Origin of the sequence: Sphingomonas sp. Leaf4 (assembly GCF_920939515.1) — a bacterium.
GTDB lineage: Bacteria > Pseudomonadota > Alphaproteobacteria > Sphingomonadales > Sphingomonadaceae > Sphingomonas.
In genome coordinates, this window is record NZ_CAKLBB010000004.1 from 157,641 (window position 1) to 174,356 (window position 16,716).

Here is a 16,716-nt window from a genome sequence, read left to right on the forward strand (position 1 = left end):
ACAGGGCGCACGAGCGATGCGAATGAGCGTATCCCACAACAGTCGAGGTCGCATGTACCGCCGGATCGCGCCCATGGTAGCGCTCGCGCTGGCGCTCGCCGCGTGCGAGCCGCAGACGTCGCGCGACCATATCAAGGTCGTCGGCTCCTCGACCGTCTATCCCTTCACCACCGCCGTTGCCGAAGGACTGGTCAACGCCAACCCCAATCTGCGCGCGCCGGTGATCGAATCCACCGGCACCGGCGCCGGGGCCAGCCTGTTCTGCGCCGGAGTGGGGCCACAGCATCCCGACATCCTCAACGCCTCGCGCCGCCTGAAGAAGTCGGAATATGAAACCTGCCTGAAAAACGGCGTGAAGGACATCATGGAGGTGCAGGTGGGCGTCGACGGCGTGGCACTGGCCGAATCCAATGCCGGGCCGAAACTGCGCCTGACCAAGCGCGACGTCTATCTGGCGCTGTCGGCCAATCCGCTCGGCAAGCCCAACATCGCCCGGCTGTGGCGCGACGTGAACCCCGCGCTGCCCGCGATTCCCATCCAGGTGTTCGGCCCGCCGGCCACCAGCGGCACGCGCGACGCGCTGGTCGAACTGGTGATGGTGCCGGCGTGCGAGGCGGCGATGCCGCAGGTCAAGGCGCTGAAAGACAGCGACAAGGATCGCTATGCCGACATCTGTACCCGCATCCGCGACGACGCCGCCTATGTCGACAAGGGCGAGAACGACAATCTGATCGTGCAGAACCTGTCGACCAATCCCAACGCCGTCGGCATCTTCGGCTATTCCTATCTCGAGGAAAACAAGAGCCGGCTGCACGGCGTGCCGATCGAGGGCATCACGCCGACCTACGACAGCATCGCCGACGGCAGCTATCCCGGCGCGCGGCCGCTGTTCATCTATGTGAAGAAGGCGCATATCAAACCGGTGCCCGGCATGACCGACTTCCTCGCCGCCTATGCCCGGTCGTGGAACCCGGGCGGTCCGCTGACGCGCCGGGGCATGATCGCCGCGCCGCAAGCGGTCCGCGCCGAGTCAGCGGCAGAGATCGCCAGCCAGACCGCGCTCGATCCGGCGGGGTTGCACTGATGCACGGTTTCGCGCTGATCCTGCTCGTCCTGGGGTTCGGCGGCATCGGCTGGATGGTCGCGCGTGCCCGCGCCGCGCGCTTCGCCAAGCCGGTGACGGCGGCGCAGCGGCCCAATTCGCTGCCCGGCCAGCATGGCTGGCACATGGCGATCTGGATCGCCGCGCCCGCGCTGGTCTTCCTCGCCGCGTGGAGCCTGACGTCGCCCGCGCTGGTGCGCGAAAGCGTGCTGGCGACGCCCGCCGCCGCCCGTCTGCCCGGTCCGGGCTTCGAACGCTCGGCGATCCTTGCCGAAGCGCGTGCGCTGGCCAGCGGCGATGCCTATGGCGCGTTCAATCCGCAGGCCGAAGTCCTCGCCCCCGCCTATGGCGCGGCGCAGGCACGCTACGACTGGATCGGCACCGCGCTCGCGCTGCTGCTCGCCTTTGCCGGCGGGGCCTATGCCTTCACCCGCATCCGCCCCGATTTCCGCGCGCGGACCAAGGTGGAGCGCGCGGTGATGCTGGCGCTGCTCGTCGCCTCGCTGATCGCGATCCTGACGACGCTCGGCATCTTCCTGTCACTGGTGGTCGAAAGCGTCCGCTTCTTCCGCATCGTGCCCGTCACCGACTTCCTGCTCGGCACCCATTGGAGCCCGCAAGTGATCCGCGCGTCCGATCCGGGCGCGACATTGGGCGCGGTGCCGCTGTTCTGGGGCACCTTCTTCATCGGCGCGGTGATCGCGATGATCGTCGCCATCCCGTTCGGGCTGATGAGCGCGATCTATCTGACGCAATATGCCAAGCCGGCGGTGCGCAAGTGGATGAAGCCGATCCTCGAGATCCTCGCGGGCGTGCCGACCGTCGTCTATGGCTATTTCGCAGCGCTGACCGTCGGTCCGGCGATCCGCGACGTGGCGGTGATGCTCGGCATGCCGTTCGCCAGTTCGGAAAGCGCGCTCGCCGCCGGGCTGGTGATGGGCGTCATGATTATCCCGTTCGTGTCGTCGATGGCCGATGATTCGATCGCCGCCGTACCGCAGTCGATGCGCGACGGCAGCCTGGCGATGGGGGCCACCACCAGCGAAACGATCGCCAAAGTGCTGCTCCCCGCCGCGCTACCCGGCGTCGTCGCTGGCGTGCTGCTCGCCGTCTCCCGCGCGATCGGCGAGACGATGATCGTGGTCATGGCCGCCTCTGGCGCGGCGTCGATCACGCTCAACCCGTTCGAAAGCACGACGACCGTGACCAAGCAGATCGTCGACCTGCTGACCGGCGAGGCGGAGTTCGACAGTCCCAAGACGCTCGCCGCCTTCGCGCTCGGCCTGACGCTGTTCGCGATCACCTTCCTCCTGAACGTCGTCGCGCTGCGCGTCGTCAAACGGTATCGGGAAGCCTATGAATAGCCCCAGCCTCGTCGCCGGCAGCCCCGCCGTCGAACGCGACGCCGCGCCGGAACGCGTGCCGACCGACTGGAAGACCGGCGTGATGCAGAAGCGCATCCGCCGTCGCTATGCCGCCGAACGCCGCTTCCGCTTCTTCGGCCTCGCCGCCGTCGTCCTGTCGGGCGGATTCCTCGCCTTTCTGCTCGTCACCATGTTGATGAGTGGCTTGGGCGGCTTCCAGCGCACGCTCGTCCAACTGCCGATCGATTTCCCGGCGGCGGGTATCGAGGTTCAGCCGGCACAACTGAAGGGGCGCGGTGCCGATCTCGCGCTCGCCGGGGCCGGCGTCGAGAACGCCGTCGACGGCGCGGCGGCGGCGACCTTCGGCGAGGAAACCCGCGTCATCTCCGACAGCGCGTGGCTGACGGTGCGCGACGCGATCAAGGCCGATCCGTCGATCCTGTCGCGCAAGGTGACGATCGCCGTCCCCGCCGCCCCTGATATAGAGGAAGCCGCGAAGGCCGACGGCACGCCGCAGGCCGAAGCGATGGTCGCCCGGCTGGAACGCGAACAGGCGATCTCGACCGGCTTCAACACCGATTTCTTCCGGTCGGCCGATTCGACCGATCCCACGGCCGTGGGCATCTGGGGCGCGCTCAAGGGCTCGCTGATGACGATGCTTATCACACTGCTCATCGCCTTTCCGGTCGGCACGCTGTCGGCACTCTACCTCGAGGAATATGCGCCCCGGAACCGCTGGACCGATCTGATCGAGGTATCGATCAACAATCTGGCGGCGGTGCCCTCGATCATCTTCGGGCTGCTGGGTCTGGCGGTGTTCCTCGGCACGCTCAATCTGCCGCGCTCGGCGCCGATCGTCGGCGGGCTCACGCTGGCGCTGATGATTATGCCGGTCATCGTCATCGCCGGGCGCAACGCGATCAAGGCGGTGCCGCCGTCGATCCGCGACGCCGCGCTCGGCATCGGTGCATCAAAGGTGCAGGTGGTGTTCCACCATGTCCTGCCGCTGGCCCTGCCCGGCATCCTGACCGGCACGATCATCGGCATGGCGCGTGCGCTGGGCGAAACCGCGCCGCTGCTGATGATCGGCATGCGCGCCTTCATTTCGCAGGCGCCGCAGGGCTTCGCCGATCCGGCCACCGTGCTGCCGGTGCAGATTTTCCTGTGGTCCGATCAGGTCAGCCGTGGTTTCGTTGAGAAGACCAGCGCCGCGATCCTCGTGCTGCTCGCGTTCCTCCTCGCGATGAACGCGCTCGCCATCTATCTCCGCAATCGCTTCGAGACCCGCTGGTAATGACCGACACCCATCTTTCCAACGTCGTCCCGAAACTGTCGGCGCGCGGCGTCGACGTCTTCTATGGCCAGAAACAGGCGATCAAGGACGTGTCGATCGACATCGCCATGGAGCATGTCACCGCCTTCATCGGTCCGTCGGGCTGCGGCAAGTCGACCTTTCTGCGCACGATGAACCGGATGAACGATACCGTTGCCTCGGCGCGCGTCACCGGCGACATCCGGCTGGACGGCGAGGATATTTACTCGCCGGCGATGGACGTGGTGCAGCTTCGCGCCCGTGTCGGCATGGTGTTCCAGAAGCCGAACCCCTTCCCCAAATCGATCTACGAAAACGTCGCCTATGGCCCGCGCATCCATGGCCTCGCTGGCCCCAAGTCGGAGATGGACGGCATCGTCGAACGCTCGCTGACCCGCGCCGGGCTGTGGAACGAGGTGAAGGACCGGCTGACCGACAGCGGCACCGCGCTGTCGGGCGGGCAGCAGCAGCGGCTGTGCATCGCCCGCGCCATCGCGGTCGATCCCGAAGTGATCCTGATGGACGAGCCCTGCAGCGCGCTCGACCCGATCGCCACCGCCAAGATCGAAGAGCTGATCCACGAGCTGCGCGGCCGCTACGCCATCGCGATCGTTACCCACAACATGCAGCAGGCGGCGCGCGTGTCGCAGCGGACCGCCTTCTTTCATCTCGGTACGCTGGTCGAATACGGCCGTACGTCCGACATCTTTACCAACCCCCGCCAGGAGCGCACAAAAGACTATATCACGGGGCGTTATGGTTGAGGGGAACGATATGGCGACAGGCCACGAACATACGGTCAAGGCATTCGACCGCGACATCGGCCATCTGCGCGCGCTGATTTCGCAGATGGGCGGGCTGGCCGAACAGGCGATCAGCGACGCGATGCTGGCGCTCGCCCGCAACGATCCCGCGCTCGCCAGGGAAGTCCGCGCCAAGGACAAGGCGATCGACGCGATCGAGGCGGAGGTGGAAAAGCTGGTCGTCCGCGTCATCGCGCTGCGCGCGCCGATGGCCGACGATCTGCGCGAGGTGGTGGCCGCGCTCAAGATCGCGGCGGTGATCGAACGCATCGGCGACTATGCCAAGAACATCGCCAAGCGCGTCGCCTCGATCCACGGCGACACCCATGATCCACGCATCGAACCGCTGTCGATCCTGCCGGCGATGGCGCAGCTCGCCGCCGACATGGTCCATGATGTGCTCAACGCCTTTTCGGCGCGCGACGCGCAGGCGGCGGTCGAGATCTGCAAGCGCGACAATGCGCTGGACGATTATTACAACAGCATCTTCCGGGTGCTGGTGACGTACATGGTCGAAAATCCCAAGACCATCAGCCAGGTCGCGCACCTGCTCTTCGTCGCCAAGAATCTGGAACGCATCGGCGACCATGCGACCAACGTCGCCGAAATGGTCTATTTCGCCGCCACCGGTCAAACGCTGGCGGAACGCGAAACCCTCGGGGTGGCAGGATAATCATGGGCAAGGCACGGATGTTGCTGCTGGAAGACGATGCGGCGCTGGCCGAACTCATCGCCTTCCATTTCCAGCGCGAGGATTTCGAGGTCGTCCGCACCCACGAAGGCGAGGAAGCGCTGCTGCTCGCGCGCGAGGCGACGCCCGACATCGTCCTGCTCGACTGGATGGTCGAAGGACTGTCGGGAATCGAGGTCTGCCGCCAGCTTCGCCGCCAGGCCGAGACGCAGAACGTGCCAATCATCATGCTCACCGCGCGCGGCGAGGAAGAGGACCGGGTCCGTGGTCTGGAGACCGGTGCCGACGATTATGTCACCAAACCGTTTTCCCCGCGCGAGCTGGTCGCGCGCGTCAACGCGGTACTGCGCCGCGTGCGCCCGGCGCTGGCGGGCGAGGCGCTGAGCTATTCCGACATCGAGATGGACACCGTTGGCCACCGCGTCCGTCGCGGCGGTGAGGTCGTACCGCTCGGGCCGACGGAATTCCGCCTTCTCAAACACTTCCTCGAACATCCCGGCTGGGTTTTCTCACGCGAACGACTGCTCGATGCGGTGTGGGGCCATGATTCCGACATCGAGTCGCGTACCGTCGACGTACATATTCGCCGGTTACGCAAAGCGATCAATGTCGGCGACCGGCCGGATATTATCCGTACCGTGCGTTCGGCGGGATATGCCCTCGACGCGGCGGGATGAAAACTTGAGGGGAAACCTTTTCGACTTTGCTCGTTTGGACCGCAGCCTCAACGAAGCTAGTCGCTAAGGAGTTTTTCCGATGAAGACCGTCGCTTTCATGGCCGCCATGCTGCTCGGCAGCGCCGCCGTCGCCCAGACCACGCCGACTCCCCCGACCACGCCCGACAGCACGATGCAGCCGGGAACGCCGGACCCGGCGATGCAGCCCGGCGCACCGATGGCCCCGCCCCCGCCGGCCGATGGCATCACCCCGCCGCCCCCGCCGCCCCCGCCGCCTGCACCGGCGGATGGCATGGCACCGGGCACGCCGATGGCCCAGCCGATGCCGGGCCAGCCGATGGCCGCACCGGGCAACGTGCAGTTCGCCCCGCCGATGGCGACCCCCGCCCCGGCGCCCAAGGACAGCTATCCGGTCTGTTCGCGCACCGTGCGCGATAGCTGCCGGAACCCCGGCGGCAAGTAAGCCCGTCTGCGGCATTCGCCGATGCAAGAGCGCCCCGCCCCGACCGGCGGGGTGCTTTTCGTTGGGGAGCCGGGGTGATAGGTTGCGGAAAACAACCGGAGTGCTCCCCATGCAGTTCACCGATCGTGTCGCCATCGTCACCGGAGCGGGCGGCGGGCTCGGCCGCGCCTATGCGCTCGAACTGGCGCGGCGCGGTGCCAGGGTGATCGTCAACGATCCGGGCGGCGCACGCGATGGTGCCGGTGGATCGGGTGCGGCGGACGCGGTGGTTGCCGAGATCGCCGCCGCCGGCGGCACTGCGCTTGCCGATCATGGCAGCGTGACCGACATGGACGCGATGGCGGCGATGGCCGCGTTGGCGCTCGACCGGTTCGGGCGGATCGACATCCTCATCAACAACGCCGGCATCCTGCGCGACCGCAGCTTCGCCAACATGACCCCCGCCGATTTCGATGCGGTCGTCGCGGTCCACCTGACCGGCACCGCCAACGCCACCCGCGCGGTATGGGGTACGATGCGCGCGCAAGGCTATGGTCGTATCCTGATGACCGCCTCGTCCAGCGGACTGTTCGGCAATTTCGGGCAGGCGAATTATGGCGCGGCGAAACTCGGCATCGTCGGCCTCGCCCGGACGCTGCATCTCGAGGGGGCGAAATACGACATTCGCGTCAACACCCTCGCCCCCACCGCCGGCACGCGGATGACGCAGGATATTCTGCCCGAGCAGGCCTTCGCCGCGCTGACCCCGGAAAGCGTGGTTCCCGCCGCCGTCTTTCTCGTGTCCGAAAACGCTCCCGCCGGGGCGATCGTGGGTGCCGGCGCGGGGGTGTTTCAGTCCGCTTATGTCACGCTTACCCCCGGTATCCGCCTGAGCGGCGACACGCTGTCGGCCGAGGGCGTCGCCGCGCACTGGGCGGCGATCACCGACCGGCACGGCGAGATCGTCCCCGGATCGGGCGCGGAACAGGCGCTCAGCATTTTGCGGCAGCTCGGCTGAACCAAATCTCCTTGCGAACTGCACCCAATCTGTATTGCACAACCAATACACCAGTGTCATACTCACCCAATACAGGGAGGTAATGGCATGTACAGCGAGAGTGACCTGAATGCGGCGGTGGAGGCAGGCGCGCTGTCGCGTGCCGCCGCCGATGCGTTGCGCGACCATGTCGCCACCGCGCGCCGCGCGCCGGTGGTGGACGAAGAGCATTTCCGGCTGCTGACCGGGTTCAACGACATCTTCGTCTCGGTCGCGCTCGCGCTGCTGCTGGTGTCGCTGGCATGGATCGGCGGCTCGATCCTGACGCCGCTCGGGGGGCTGGGCGTTGCGGGGGCGGCGTGGTTCCTCGCCGAATATTTCACCGCGCGGCGGCGGATGGCGTTGCCCAGCATCCTGCTGCTGCTCGCCTTCGTCGGCGGCGTCGCGGGCACGCTGTTCGGCATCGTCATCGAAGCCGATCCGCAGAATCTCTCGCCGCGCGCGACGGCGGCGATCTTCGCCGGCATCGCGCTGGTCGCATCGGGCGCGGCATGGGCGCACTGGAAACGCTTCATGGTGCCGATCACCGTCGCGGCGGGGGCAGCGGCGCTGGTCGCGGTCGTCGCGGCGCTCGCCGTCGTCGCCTTTCCGCAGCTTGCCGAGAATTTCTATCCGGTCACGCTGATCGGCGGCATCGGCGTGTTCGTGACCGCGATGCGCTGGGACATGAGCGATCGCGAACGCCGCACCCGCCGCAGCGACGTCGCCTTCTGGCTCCACTTGGTCGCCGCACCGCTAATCGCCCATTCGCTGTTCCAGTTGCTGGGCGTGTTCGGGCCGACCGTCACCCTGCCGATGGCGGTGGTGGTGATCGCGCTCTACGTGGTGTTCGGCGTGGTCGCGCTGGCGGTCGATCGTCGCGCGCTGCTCGTCTCCAGCCTCGCCTATGTTCTCTACGCGCTCTACGCGCTGTTCCAGCAGGCCGGCGCGGTCGAATTGTCGGCGGCGTTCACCGCCTTCGTCATCGGATCGGCGCTGCTGACACTCTCGGTGTTCTGGCAGCCGATGCGGCGCGGCGTGGTGTCGCTGCTCGGCGACCTCGGCAACCGCCTGCCGCCGGTGGCGATGGCGTAGCGTTCCCGTTCCTTGAAGCCCCACTCACGGCTCCGGGCGACCGGGGCCGTTTTTTATTCGTCGACCAGTTTCATCAGCCGCCGCTCGACCGGGGCCAGCACCGGTCCCAGCTCATGGCCGCGCTTCACCACCGCGCCCGCTTCGCCGACCAGGGCCCACATGCCCTGCCTGTTGCGCAGGCCGGGTCGCTTCTCAATGCGGAACTCGGGGCGTTCGGTCGCCCGGCGGAACGCGCTGAACACCGCCGCGTCCTTGCCCAGATCGATCGCATAGTCGCGCCAGTGCCCGGCGGCGACCATCCGGCCGTACAGGTCGAGGATGCGGGTCAGCTCGGCGCGTTCGAAGCCGACCTGACCCGGCGCGCGCTGCGCAGGAAAGGGGGTAATGGTGCCCATTAGGGTCTGTCCTGCGGAGATTGAAGTGTCGTGATTGCCCTGTCGTGTTCGTCCGGCAAGGAGCGGGCCGCAGCAGGTAGCGGCGCTACCTGCAAGTCCTGCGACGCAGCCGGCGGGCACGACAGGGCAACCGCCTTGCGGCGGGCCGATTTTGATCCGGGACGGCGTCGCTCGTCGGTCACGATGCAATGGCATCGCTCCGCTCCTCGCTTCTTGCCCCGGATCAAAATCGGCTCCGTCACGACGCTTCAATCTCCGCAGGACAGACCCTAAGCGCGGTCGCGGCGGTCCTGTTGTTCGGCGAGTACCTCGTCGAGCCGCTTGCGCAGCGATTCGAGTTCGCAGCGCAGCAGTTCGACCCGCTGGGTCTGCGGATCGAACATCTCGCGGCACGGCGTGCCATAGGGCACGAAGCGCGGATTGCCGGCCTGCCCGCCCTCGACCACGGTCGGACGTGCCGGGATGCCGACGACGGTCGTCGCCTCGGGCACGTCCTTCGTCACCACCGCATTGGCGCCGACGCGCGCGCGCGGCCCGATCACGATCGGCCCCAGCACCTGCGCGCCCGACCCGATGATCGCGCCGTCGCTGATCGTCGGATGGCGCTTGCCCGCGACGCCATTGTCGGGGCTGGTCCCGCCGAGCGTCACATTCTGATAGATGGTGACGTCGTCGCCGATCTCCGCCGTCTCGCCGATCACGACGAAGCCGTGGTCGATGAAGAAATGCCGCCCGATCGTGGCGCCGGGATGGATGTCGATCGCGGTCAGGAAGCGCGACCAGTGGTTGACGGCGCGCGCCGCGAAATACCACCGCCGCTTGAACAGCCGGTGGGCGATCTTGTGATACACGAGCGCCCAGACGCCGGGATAGGTCATAATCTCGAGCCGCGACCGGGGCGCGGGATCGCGCGCCTTGATCGAATCGAGATAGCGCAACAGCCGCGCCGTCATGGGCAGTCCCCTTCTCACGTCAGGGTCATGTAGGAGCGCTGCCGCCCATCGCCAAGCCATGCTGTAGGCGTAACAAACCCCAGCTATCTTGTCGGAATTGCCATTTGCCGTCATCACGGGCCGCGCATACGCCGACATTGAAGGACACCGGATGCTCGAAAACCTGGACTGGGCGCGCCTTGCGGAATTCATCGCCGCCGGTTTCGCCGCCCAGATCGTCGATGGAGCGCTCGGCATGGCGTTTGGCGTGATTTCCTCGACCCTGCTCATCAGCGTGCTGGGCGTGCCGCCCGCCACCGCCTCGGCCAGCGTCCATCTGGTGGAATGTTTCACGACCGGCGTGTCGGGGATCAGCCACGCGCTCCACCGGAACGTCAACTGGAAACTGTTCTGGCGGCTGGTCCTGCCCGGAATCGCCGGCGGCGTGACCGGGGCGTATCTGCTCTCGACGATCGACGCATCGGTGACGCGACCGTTCGTGATGACCTATCTCGCGCTGATCGGCGTGTATCTGCTGTGGCGCGGCCTGCGCCATCCGCCGACCCCGAAGGAACCCAAGGTCATCGCCCCGCTGGGGCTGATCGGCGGGTTCCTCGACGCGGCGGGCGGCGGCGGCTGGGGACCGGTCGTCACCTCCAACCTGCTGGTGCAGGGATCGACCCCGCGCACCACCATCGGCACGGTCAACACCGTCGAATTCTTCCTGACGCTGTCGGTATCGCTGACCTTCCTGATCCACCTCGGCGTCGCCGCCTTCACCACGGCGGTCAGCGGCCTGCTGATCGGCGGCATCCTCGCGGCCCCGTTCGGCGCGATTATCGCCAAGCGCGTGCCGGCGCGCACGCTGCTGATCCTCGTCGGCATCGTGTTGACGATCACCAGTGCCTACAGTGTGTACAAGGCGCTGGCGTAAGGGCAGCAGCGCCCTACCCAAGAAACGTCACCGCGGCGCAGGCCGGGGTCTCTATCGGCTGGCGTGATACAGGAGCCGCGGAAGACCCCAGCCTGCGCTGGGGTGACGTTCCTGGAGAGGTGGCAGGTCACACAAGCCACAACCCCTCCGCGTCTCCGCGCCTCCGCGTGAACCAATCTTCCTTTACGCGACCGCAGCGTGGACCGACGCCACTGCCTGCAACACCGCGCCGATCCGCACCGCGCCCTGAATGACCTCGGCCTTCACGCCGTGCTTCTTGAGCACGTCCTCATGCGCGTCGATGCACATGCCGCAGCCGTTGATCGCCGATACCGCGAGGCTGAACAGCTCGAAATCGACCTTCTCGATCCCCGGCGCGGCAATGACGTTCATCCGCAACTTGGCGGGAAGATTGCCATATTCCTTGTTCTTCGCGAGGTGGACGAAGCGGTAATAGACGTTGTTCATCGCCATCACCGCCGCCGCCGCGCGCGCCGCATTGGCGGCCTCGGGCGAAAGCTTGTCCGCGACTTCCGCCTCGGCCGCATCCACCAGCGGCTTGTACCCGGTGGCATGCGCGCAGGCGAGCATCGTCCCGAACTTCTTCTGTGGATCGAGCACCGTCTCGTTCAGCAGCGATCCGACGTTCAGCCGAATGTCCTTGGCGAAATCGGGCAGCGCCGATGCGAATTCCTTGAGCGACATGGAAGTAATCTCCGTCAGATACGCAACACCCCAGCCGACCGGGCGCAAGGGCCGGGTCTGCGCTGGGGTGTCGAAGAGTGGGGCGGACCTCGGCCCGCCCCGCCAAAATCAGGCCGCGACCTGGAGGACGTCGTCGCCCTTGTTCCAGTTGCACGGGCACAGCTCGTCGGTCTGGAGCGCGTCGAGCACGCGCAGCGTCTCCTGCGGGTTGCGGCCGACGTTCAGCCCGTTGACCTGCACCGCCTGGATGACGTTGTCGGGATCGATGATGAAGGTCGCGCGGAACGCGACATGCTCGTTCTTGTCGAGAATGCCGAGCTTGCTCGCCAGCACCGCGCCATTGTCGGCGATCCACGGGAAGTCGGCGGCCGCCAGATCGGGGTCCGACTTGCGCCACGCGAGGTGGACGTGCGCGGTGTCGGTCGACGCGCCGATCAGCACGGCGTCGCGATCGGCGAAATCGTCCTTCAGCTCGCTGTAGCCGACGATCTCGGTCGGGCAGACGAAGGTGAAGTCCTTCGGCCAGTAGAACAGCACCTTCCACTTGCCGGGAAACGCATCGTGGCGGAGCGTCTCGCCGGCGGGCAGCGCGTCGGTGCCCTGCTGGACGGGAACGGTGAAATCGGGGAGCGTATCGCCTACGGTCAGCATCGGGTGGCCCTTTCGTTGTGGTGCGTTGCGGCACCATGAATTGCTGCAACGCGATATAGGGTCCGCCATGGACCGTTCCAATCGAAATTGCCCTTGGGATTGATCGACGCAGCCGATAAATAGGCTGGCATGTCCGTCTACCTGCCGACGCTCAAACAGCTTCAATATCTGGTCGCGCTGCGCGACGCGGGCCATTTCGGGCGCGCCGCCGAGGCATCGTTCGTGACCCAGTCGACGCTGTCGGCGGGCATCCGCGAACTGGAAACGCTGATCGGCATCACGCTGGTCGAACGCACCCGCCGCGTCGTGCGCTTCACGCCGCTGGGCGAGAGCATCGTCGACAAGGCGCGCAAGGTATTGCGCGAGGCCGAGGAACTGACCGACATGGCGCGCGCCGCCGGCCGGCCGCTGTCGGGCGATCTGCGGATGAGCGTGATCCCGACGATCGCGCCGTTCCTGCTGCCGCGCCTGCTGCCGCGCCTGCGCGCCGATTATCCCGACCTCAAACTCTATCTGCGCGAGGAGCCGAGCGCGGCGGCGTGCGAAGGGCTGCACCACGGCCGCACCGATTGCGTGCTGCTCGCCCTCCCCTATGGCTGCGGCGAGGTGGAGGTGGCCCCGCTGTTCGACGACCGGCTGCTGCTGGCGGTGCCGCAGGGGGAACCGGCGCTGCCCGCCGGGTCGCTGGTCGCCGAGGATATTGACCCCGAACGGCTGCTGCTGCTCGAGGACGGCCATTGCCTGAAGGACCATGCGTTGCGCGCCTGCGAACACCCCGAAACGCGGGGACAGGCGATGATGATGGGCACATCGCTCCACACCATCGTGCAGATGATCGACAACGGGCTGGGCACCACCATGTTGCCGCAAATGGCGATCGATGCCGGTATCCTCGACAATACCGGGGTGATGGCACGGCCGATCGAATCGAACCATGCCTCGCGCCGGATCGCGCTGGTATGGCGGCGCGCCTCGCCGCGCGAACGCGACTTCCGCCTGCTCGCCGAGGTGCTCGCCGCCGCGCGCGGTTGATCTGGATTAGGAGCGCGAGGGAACCGTTCGGCCAAGCCAACCGTATTTCCCGCGTCGGTGCCATCGGCGCACCGCGTCCATTTCCACGCAGCCACGGGAGATTCCCATGATTCGCGCTTCGATTTCCACTGCCGCCCTCGCCCTGTCGCTGGCCGGCGTCGCCCATGCCCAGACGACCACGCCGCAGCCGGCCCAGCCCGGCACCACCGCGACCACGGGTGCCCGCACCGGCACCACCGCCACGGTCCGCACGCCGCTCGGCACGGTCCAGACCGGCGCGCAGGTCGACGCCGGCGTCACCGCCAATGCCGCACCGGTCATCGTCGGCGGCGCGCCGATGCTGCCCACTGCGACGATCGTCGCCAATGCGTCGAAGGCGAGCAACCTCACCACACTGGTAAAGGCGGTGCAGGCCGCCGGTCTGGCCGCGACACTGTCGGGTCCGGGTCCGTTCACCGTGTTCGCCCCGACCGATGAAGCGTTCGGCCGCCTCGCCCCCGGCACGCTCGACACGCTGCTCAAGCCCGAGCAGAAGCCGTCGCTGACCAAGCTGCTGACCTATCACGTCGTCGCGGGCAAGCTCGACTCGGCGGCGCTCAAGTCGCAGATCGAAGCTGGCGGCGGCACCGCCACGTTGACCACGGTCGAAGGTCAGCCGTTGAAGGCCACGCTGGAAAACGGCGCGCTGGTGCTGACCGACGTCAACGGCGGCAAGAGCTATGTCACGCAATATGACGTCAACCAGTCGAACGGTATCGTTCATGTCGTGAACGGCGTGCTGGCCCCCAAGCTCGGCTAAGACCCCAGGCTTTGGCGTACAGGACGGGGTCGGCCTTGTGCCGGCCCCGTTTCAGTTCCAGCGCGCCGCCGCCGCATCATCGCCGGCGCGAGCCTCCACCCAGCGCGCATCGCCGCCACGCCGTTCGCGCTTCCAGAACGGCGCCCCGGTCTTGAGCCGGTCGATCAGGAACGCGCAGGCGTCCAGCGCAGCCCCGCGATGCCGCGCGGTCGTCGCCACGAACACCACCCGGTCGCCCGGCACCATCGGCCCGACGCGGTGGATGATCGTCGCCCCGGCAAGGCTCCAGCGGTCGACCGCTTCGTGACACAGGGTTTCCAGCGCGCGCTCGGTCGCGCCGGGATAATGTTCCAGCGCCAGTTCGGTGACGCCGTCGTCGCCGCGCACCAGCCCGGTGAAGGTCGCGACCGCACCCGCGTCCGGCGCTTCGGCGGCGGCGTGTTCGGCGGCGATGTCGATCGGTGCTTCCTGCACCACCACCCGGATCATCCGCCCGTCACCGGTGGAAAGATCGCGACCTCGCGCGCACCGGCGATCGCGGTGTCAAGGCTAACGAACACCTGATCCACCGCCGCGCGCAACCGGTCGCGGTCGGCGAAGGCAGTGGCGTGGCCCTCGCTTCGGACGGCAAGCCAGTCGATCAGGCCGGCGACACTCGTCACCGTGTCCGGGACCTCGACCCGTTCCGCCCCGGTCCCGATCGATTCGCGGACCCATGCGAAATACAACACGTCGATCGCCATCAACTGTCCATGTGCTTCAGGCCGACCCGCAGATAGTCCCAGCCGGTGATCGCGGTCAGCGCCGCCGCGCCCCACAGGCAGATCAGCCCGGTGACATGGACGAAGCCATGTTGCGGCACCGCCCCGGCGAGGATCAGCGCGCCGAGCGCCACCAGTTGCAGCGTCGTCTTCCACTTGGCGAGCTTCGACACCGGCAACGACACCTGAATGCCGGCCAGGAACTCGCGCAACCCCGACACCGCGATTTCGCGCAGCAGGATGACGAGCGCGGCGATCAGGTGGATACCGGTGATGATCGCCACGTCGTGCCGCGTGCCGACCAGCATCAGGATGACGGCGGCGACCATGATCTTGTCGGCGATCGGATCGAGGAACACGCCGAGTTTCGACACCGTCCCCTGCGCGCGCGCCAGATAGCCGTCGAAATAATCGGTGATGCCCATCAGGCAATACAGCGCGAAGGCGATGGCATAGCCCGCCTGCCACGTCGGCCACCACAGCAGCGCGACCAGCAGCGGCACCGCAAAGATACGCGACAGCGTCAGGATGTTGGGAAGCGTCAGCACTGGCCCATGCCTTAGAGACTGTTTGAAATCCCGCCAAGGGCAAGGCTCACGATAATCGGCGATTGAAGCGGCGGCCCACGCTCGGCTACACCGCCTGCGCGATCTCCCGTTCCGGGCCAGGAAGTCAGAATGAACAATGCGCTGGGCCTGCTGACGCAGCGCCGTTTCCTGCCGTTGTTCGCCACCCAGTTTCTGGGCGCGTTCAACGACAATCTCTACAAGCACGCCATGGTGCTGTTCGCGACGTACCAGTTGTTCGGCGATCCGGCGAGCGAACAGAATTTCAACGCACTGGCCACCGGCCTTGCCATCCTGCCATTCGTACTCCTGTCGGCGCTGTCGGGACAGCTCGCCGACAACCACGACAAGGCGAAGATCATCCGCATCGTCAAGACGGTGGAGATCGGCATCATGCTGTACGGCGCGGCGGGCATGCTCGTCGCGCGCGGCGGCCATCCGACGGTGGGCGTGGTGATGATGCTGAGCGCCGTCGTGCTGCTCGGCGTCCATTCGACCTTTTTCGGACCGATCAAATACGCCATCCTGCCACAGCATCTGAAGGAGGATCAGGTGCTGGGCGGCACCGGGCTGGTCGAGGCCGCGACGTATCTCTCGGTGCTGACCGGCACGATCGTCGCCGGCTGGGTCAGCGTCGAATGGGCGGCGGGGCTCGTCGTGGTCGTCGCGATCCTCGGCTGGTTCACCGGGCGGATGGTGCCCCCCGCCCCGCGCAGCGGCCCCGAACTGACAATCAACTACAACCCCCTGACCGCGTCGTGGCACCTGATCGCGGCGACGATGCACATCCGCCGCCTGTTCCTCGCGATCGTCGCGATCAGCTTCTTCTGGACGATCGGGTCGGTGCTGATCGTGATCTTCCCGGTGCTGGTGAAGAACGTGCTGACCGCCGACAAGCAGGTCGCCTCGCTCACCATCGCCATCTTCTCGATCGGCGTGGCGATAGGGTCGGTCATCATCAACGCGATGCTCAAGGGACGCATCTCGGCGCGATATTCGCCGGCGTCGGTCATCGCGATGGCGGTATGCGTACTGGCCTTCGCGCTTCAGGCGCGTGCGTGGACCCCGGCGCCGGCCGGCACGCTCTATGGCGCATGGGCGTTCGTGACCCATCCGCAGTCGCTGTTCGTGCTGCTCACGCTGGCGATGATTGCGATCTTCGGCGGCATGTTCGTGGTGCCGCTCTACGCCTTCCTGACCACCACCGTGACCAAGGACCAGACCGCGCGGACGGTGGCCGCCAACAACGTCGTCAACTGCGCGTCGATGTCGCTCGGCGCGGTCGGGGTGATCCTGCTGACCTCGGCCGGCCTCGGGCCGATCGACATGCTGCTGATCGTGGCGGCGATGTGCCTGATCTCGGCATGGCTCGCATGGCGCCTGCACCGCGCCTGCGAGGAAAAATAGGCCGAACCGGGT

The 16,716-nt window shown here is 66.9% G+C and carries 20 protein-coding genes; 13 read left to right on the plus strand and 7 right to left on the minus strand.

Going from position 1 to position 16,716, the window contains the following annotated elements; translation table 11 throughout:
- Positions 1-73 precede the first annotated feature (73 nt).
- The 9 genes from LRA89_RS07255 (at position 74) to LRA89_RS07295 (ending at position 8,522) form a co-directional block, all read left to right on the plus strand.
- Complete coding sequence (locus LRA89_RS07255) at positions 74-1,084, plus strand: substrate-binding domain-containing protein (RefSeq protein ID WP_230769615.1); 1,011 nt, start codon at positions 74-76, stop codon at positions 1,082-1,084.
- Complete coding sequence (gene pstC / locus LRA89_RS07260; RefSeq protein ID WP_230769616.1) at positions 1,084-2,466, plus strand: phosphate ABC transporter permease subunit PstC; 1,383 nt, start codon at positions 1,084-1,086, stop codon at positions 2,464-2,466. The genes LRA89_RS07255 and pstC overlap by 1 nt, the downstream gene beginning before the upstream one ends.
- An 82-nt stretch (positions 2,467-2,548) precedes the next feature.
- Positions 2,549-3,760, plus strand: a complete 1,212-nt coding sequence (gene pstA, locus LRA89_RS07265) for a phosphate ABC transporter permease PstA (protein WP_230769770.1) — start codon at positions 2,549-2,551, stop codon at positions 3,758-3,760.
- Positions 3,760-4,542, plus strand: a complete 783-nt coding sequence (pstB, locus tag LRA89_RS07270; RefSeq protein ID WP_055759180.1) for a phosphate ABC transporter ATP-binding protein PstB — start codon at positions 3,760-3,762, stop codon at positions 4,540-4,542. Before pstA ends, pstB begins: the two co-directional genes overlap by 1 nt.
- A gap of 10 nt (positions 4,543-4,552) precedes the next feature.
- Positions 4,553-5,254, plus strand: coding sequence for a phosphate signaling complex protein PhoU (gene phoU, locus LRA89_RS07275; protein ID WP_055759177.1), 702 nt, complete (start codon positions 4,553-4,555; stop codon positions 5,252-5,254).
- Positions 5,255-5,256: 2 nt separating this feature from the next.
- Complete coding sequence (gene phoB / locus LRA89_RS07280; protein ID WP_055759173.1) at positions 5,257-5,949, plus strand: phosphate regulon transcriptional regulator PhoB; 693 nt, start codon at positions 5,257-5,259, stop codon at positions 5,947-5,949.
- A gap of 79 nt (positions 5,950-6,028) precedes the next feature.
- Positions 6,029-6,412, plus strand: a complete 384-nt coding sequence (locus LRA89_RS07285; RefSeq protein ID WP_230769617.1) for a hypothetical protein — start codon at positions 6,029-6,031, stop codon at positions 6,410-6,412.
- Positions 6,413-6,521: 109 nt separating this feature from the next.
- The gene (locus LRA89_RS07290; protein WP_230769618.1) at positions 6,522-7,409 is read left to right on the plus strand and encodes an SDR family NAD(P)-dependent oxidoreductase; all 888 of its coding nucleotides are present in this window, start codon (positions 6,522-6,524) and stop codon (positions 7,407-7,409) included.
- 87 nt (positions 7,410-7,496) lie between these two features.
- On the plus strand, positions 7,497-8,522 hold the full coding sequence (locus LRA89_RS07295; protein WP_230769619.1) for a hypothetical protein: 1,026 nt from the start codon (positions 7,497-7,499) through the stop codon (positions 8,520-8,522).
- 53 nt (positions 8,523-8,575) lie between these two features.
- On the opposite strand, the gene LRA89_RS07300 is transcribed toward LRA89_RS07295, so the two are convergent.
- Positions 8,576-8,917 carry a DUF2794 domain-containing protein gene (locus tag LRA89_RS07300; RefSeq protein WP_230769620.1) on the minus strand — a complete coding sequence of 114 codons (342 nt, stop codon included), beginning with the start codon at positions 8,915-8,917 and terminating at the stop codon, positions 8,576-8,578.
- A 269-nt stretch (positions 8,918-9,186) separates the two neighbouring features.
- A complete protein-coding gene (epsC, locus tag LRA89_RS07305; RefSeq protein WP_055759157.1) occupies positions 9,187-9,870 on the minus strand; it encodes a serine O-acetyltransferase EpsC in 684 nt (227 codons plus the stop codon).
- Between the two features lie 151 nt (positions 9,871-10,021).
- Here epsC and LRA89_RS07310 point away from each other — a divergent pair, with 151 nt between their 5' ends.
- Positions 10,022-10,783: a sulfite exporter TauE/SafE family protein gene (locus LRA89_RS07310; protein ID WP_055759154.1), complete on the plus strand. Its 762-nt coding sequence runs from the start codon at positions 10,022-10,024 to the stop codon at positions 10,781-10,783.
- A gap of 183 nt (positions 10,784-10,966) precedes the next feature.
- On the opposite strand, the gene LRA89_RS07315 is transcribed toward LRA89_RS07310, so the two are convergent.
- Positions 10,967-11,488 (minus strand): carboxymuconolactone decarboxylase family protein, encoded by a 522-nt coding sequence (locus LRA89_RS07315; protein ID WP_230769621.1) that lies wholly within the window; start codon positions 11,486-11,488, stop codon positions 10,967-10,969.
- A gap of 108 nt (positions 11,489-11,596) precedes the next feature.
- The gene (locus LRA89_RS07320) at positions 11,597-12,139 is read right to left on the minus strand and encodes a peroxiredoxin (RefSeq protein WP_055759148.1); all 543 of its coding nucleotides are present in this window, start codon (positions 12,137-12,139) and stop codon (positions 11,597-11,599) included.
- 129 nt (positions 12,140-12,268) lie between these two features.
- Between LRA89_RS07320 and LRA89_RS07325 the strand changes: the two genes are divergently transcribed.
- Both LRA89_RS07325 and LRA89_RS07330 read left to right on the plus strand, forming a co-directional pair.
- Positions 12,269-13,171 (plus strand): hydrogen peroxide-inducible genes activator, encoded by a 903-nt coding sequence (locus tag LRA89_RS07325; protein ID WP_230769622.1) that lies wholly within the window; start codon positions 12,269-12,271, stop codon positions 13,169-13,171.
- 106 nt (positions 13,172-13,277) lie between these two features.
- Positions 13,278-13,970, plus strand: a complete 693-nt coding sequence (locus LRA89_RS07330) for a fasciclin domain-containing protein (RefSeq protein ID WP_230769623.1) — start codon at positions 13,278-13,280, stop codon at positions 13,968-13,970.
- Positions 13,971-14,021: 51 nt separating this feature from the next.
- Here LRA89_RS07330 and LRA89_RS07335 read toward each other — a convergent pair whose 3' ends face one another.
- From LRA89_RS07335 to pgsA, 3 genes are read right to left on the minus strand one after another with little or no spacing between them, the layout of a single operon-like run.
- The gene (locus LRA89_RS07335) at positions 14,022-14,459 is read right to left on the minus strand and encodes a molybdenum cofactor biosynthesis protein MoaE (RefSeq protein WP_230769624.1); all 438 of its coding nucleotides are present in this window, start codon (positions 14,457-14,459) and stop codon (positions 14,022-14,024) included.
- Positions 14,456-14,713 carry a molybdopterin converting factor subunit 1 gene (moaD, locus tag LRA89_RS07340; protein WP_230769625.1) on the minus strand — a complete coding sequence of 86 codons (258 nt, stop codon included), beginning with the start codon at positions 14,711-14,713 and terminating at the stop codon, positions 14,456-14,458. The genes LRA89_RS07335 and moaD overlap by 4 nt, the downstream gene beginning before the upstream one ends.
- A complete protein-coding gene (gene pgsA, locus LRA89_RS07345; protein ID WP_055759134.1) occupies positions 14,713-15,279 on the minus strand; it encodes a CDP-diacylglycerol--glycerol-3-phosphate 3-phosphatidyltransferase in 567 nt (188 codons plus the stop codon). Before pgsA ends, moaD begins: the two co-directional genes overlap by 1 nt.
- Before the next feature lie 129 nt (positions 15,280-15,408).
- Here pgsA and LRA89_RS07350 point away from each other — a divergent pair, with 129 nt between their 5' ends.
- The gene (locus tag LRA89_RS07350) at positions 15,409-16,704 is read left to right on the plus strand and encodes an MFS transporter (protein WP_230769626.1); all 1,296 of its coding nucleotides are present in this window, start codon (positions 15,409-15,411) and stop codon (positions 16,702-16,704) included.
- Positions 16,705-16,716: the final 12 nt, after the last annotated feature.

Coding starts and splice junctions, on each gene's coding strand:
- LRA89_RS07325 (WP_230769622.1), top strand. CDS start 12,269: ATGTCCGTCTACCTGCCGACGCTCAAACAGCTTCAATATCTGGTCGCG.
- moaD (WP_230769625.1), bottom strand. CDS start 14,713: ATGGCGATCGACGTGTTGTATTTCGCATGGGTCCGCGAATCGATCGGG.
- phoU (WP_055759177.1), top strand. CDS start 4,553: ATGGCGACAGGCCACGAACATACGGTCAAGGCATTCGACCGCGACATC.
- LRA89_RS07320 (WP_055759148.1), bottom strand. CDS start 12,139: ATGCTGACCGTAGGCGATACGCTCCCCGATTTCACCGTTCCCGTCCAG.
- phoB (WP_055759173.1), top strand. CDS start 5,257: ATGGGCAAGGCACGGATGTTGCTGCTGGAAGACGATGCGGCGCTGGCC.
- LRA89_RS07310 (WP_055759154.1), top strand. CDS start 10,022: ATGCTCGAAAACCTGGACTGGGCGCGCCTTGCGGAATTCATCGCCGCC.
- LRA89_RS07290 (WP_230769618.1), top strand. CDS start 6,522: ATGCAGTTCACCGATCGTGTCGCCATCGTCACCGGAGCGGGCGGCGGG.
- pstA (WP_230769770.1), top strand. CDS start 2,549: ATGCAGAAGCGCATCCGCCGTCGCTATGCCGCCGAACGCCGCTTCCGC.
- LRA89_RS07295 (WP_230769619.1), top strand. CDS start 7,497: ATGTACAGCGAGAGTGACCTGAATGCGGCGGTGGAGGCAGGCGCGCTG.
- LRA89_RS07285 (WP_230769617.1), top strand. CDS start 6,029: ATGAAGACCGTCGCTTTCATGGCCGCCATGCTGCTCGGCAGCGCCGCC.
- LRA89_RS07315 (WP_230769621.1), bottom strand. CDS start 11,488: ATGTCGCTCAAGGAATTCGCATCGGCGCTGCCCGATTTCGCCAAGGAC.
- epsC (WP_055759157.1), bottom strand. CDS start 9,870: ATGACGGCGCGGCTGTTGCGCTATCTCGATTCGATCAAGGCGCGCGAT.
- pstC (WP_230769616.1), top strand. CDS start 1,084: ATGCACGGTTTCGCGCTGATCCTGCTCGTCCTGGGGTTCGGCGGCATC.
- LRA89_RS07300 (WP_230769620.1), bottom strand. CDS start 8,917: ATGGGCACCATTACCCCCTTTCCTGCGCAGCGCGCGCCGGGTCAGGTC.
- LRA89_RS07330 (WP_230769623.1), top strand. CDS start 13,278: ATGATTCGCGCTTCGATTTCCACTGCCGCCCTCGCCCTGTCGCTGGCC.
- LRA89_RS07350 (WP_230769626.1), top strand. CDS start 15,409: ATGAACAATGCGCTGGGCCTGCTGACGCAGCGCCGTTTCCTGCCGTTG.
- pstB (WP_055759180.1), top strand. CDS start 3,760: ATGACCGACACCCATCTTTCCAACGTCGTCCCGAAACTGTCGGCGCGC.
- LRA89_RS07335 (WP_230769624.1), bottom strand. CDS start 14,459: ATGATCCGGGTGGTGGTGCAGGAAGCACCGATCGACATCGCCGCCGAA.
- LRA89_RS07255 (WP_230769615.1), top strand. CDS start 74: ATGGTAGCGCTCGCGCTGGCGCTCGCCGCGTGCGAGCCGCAGACGTCG.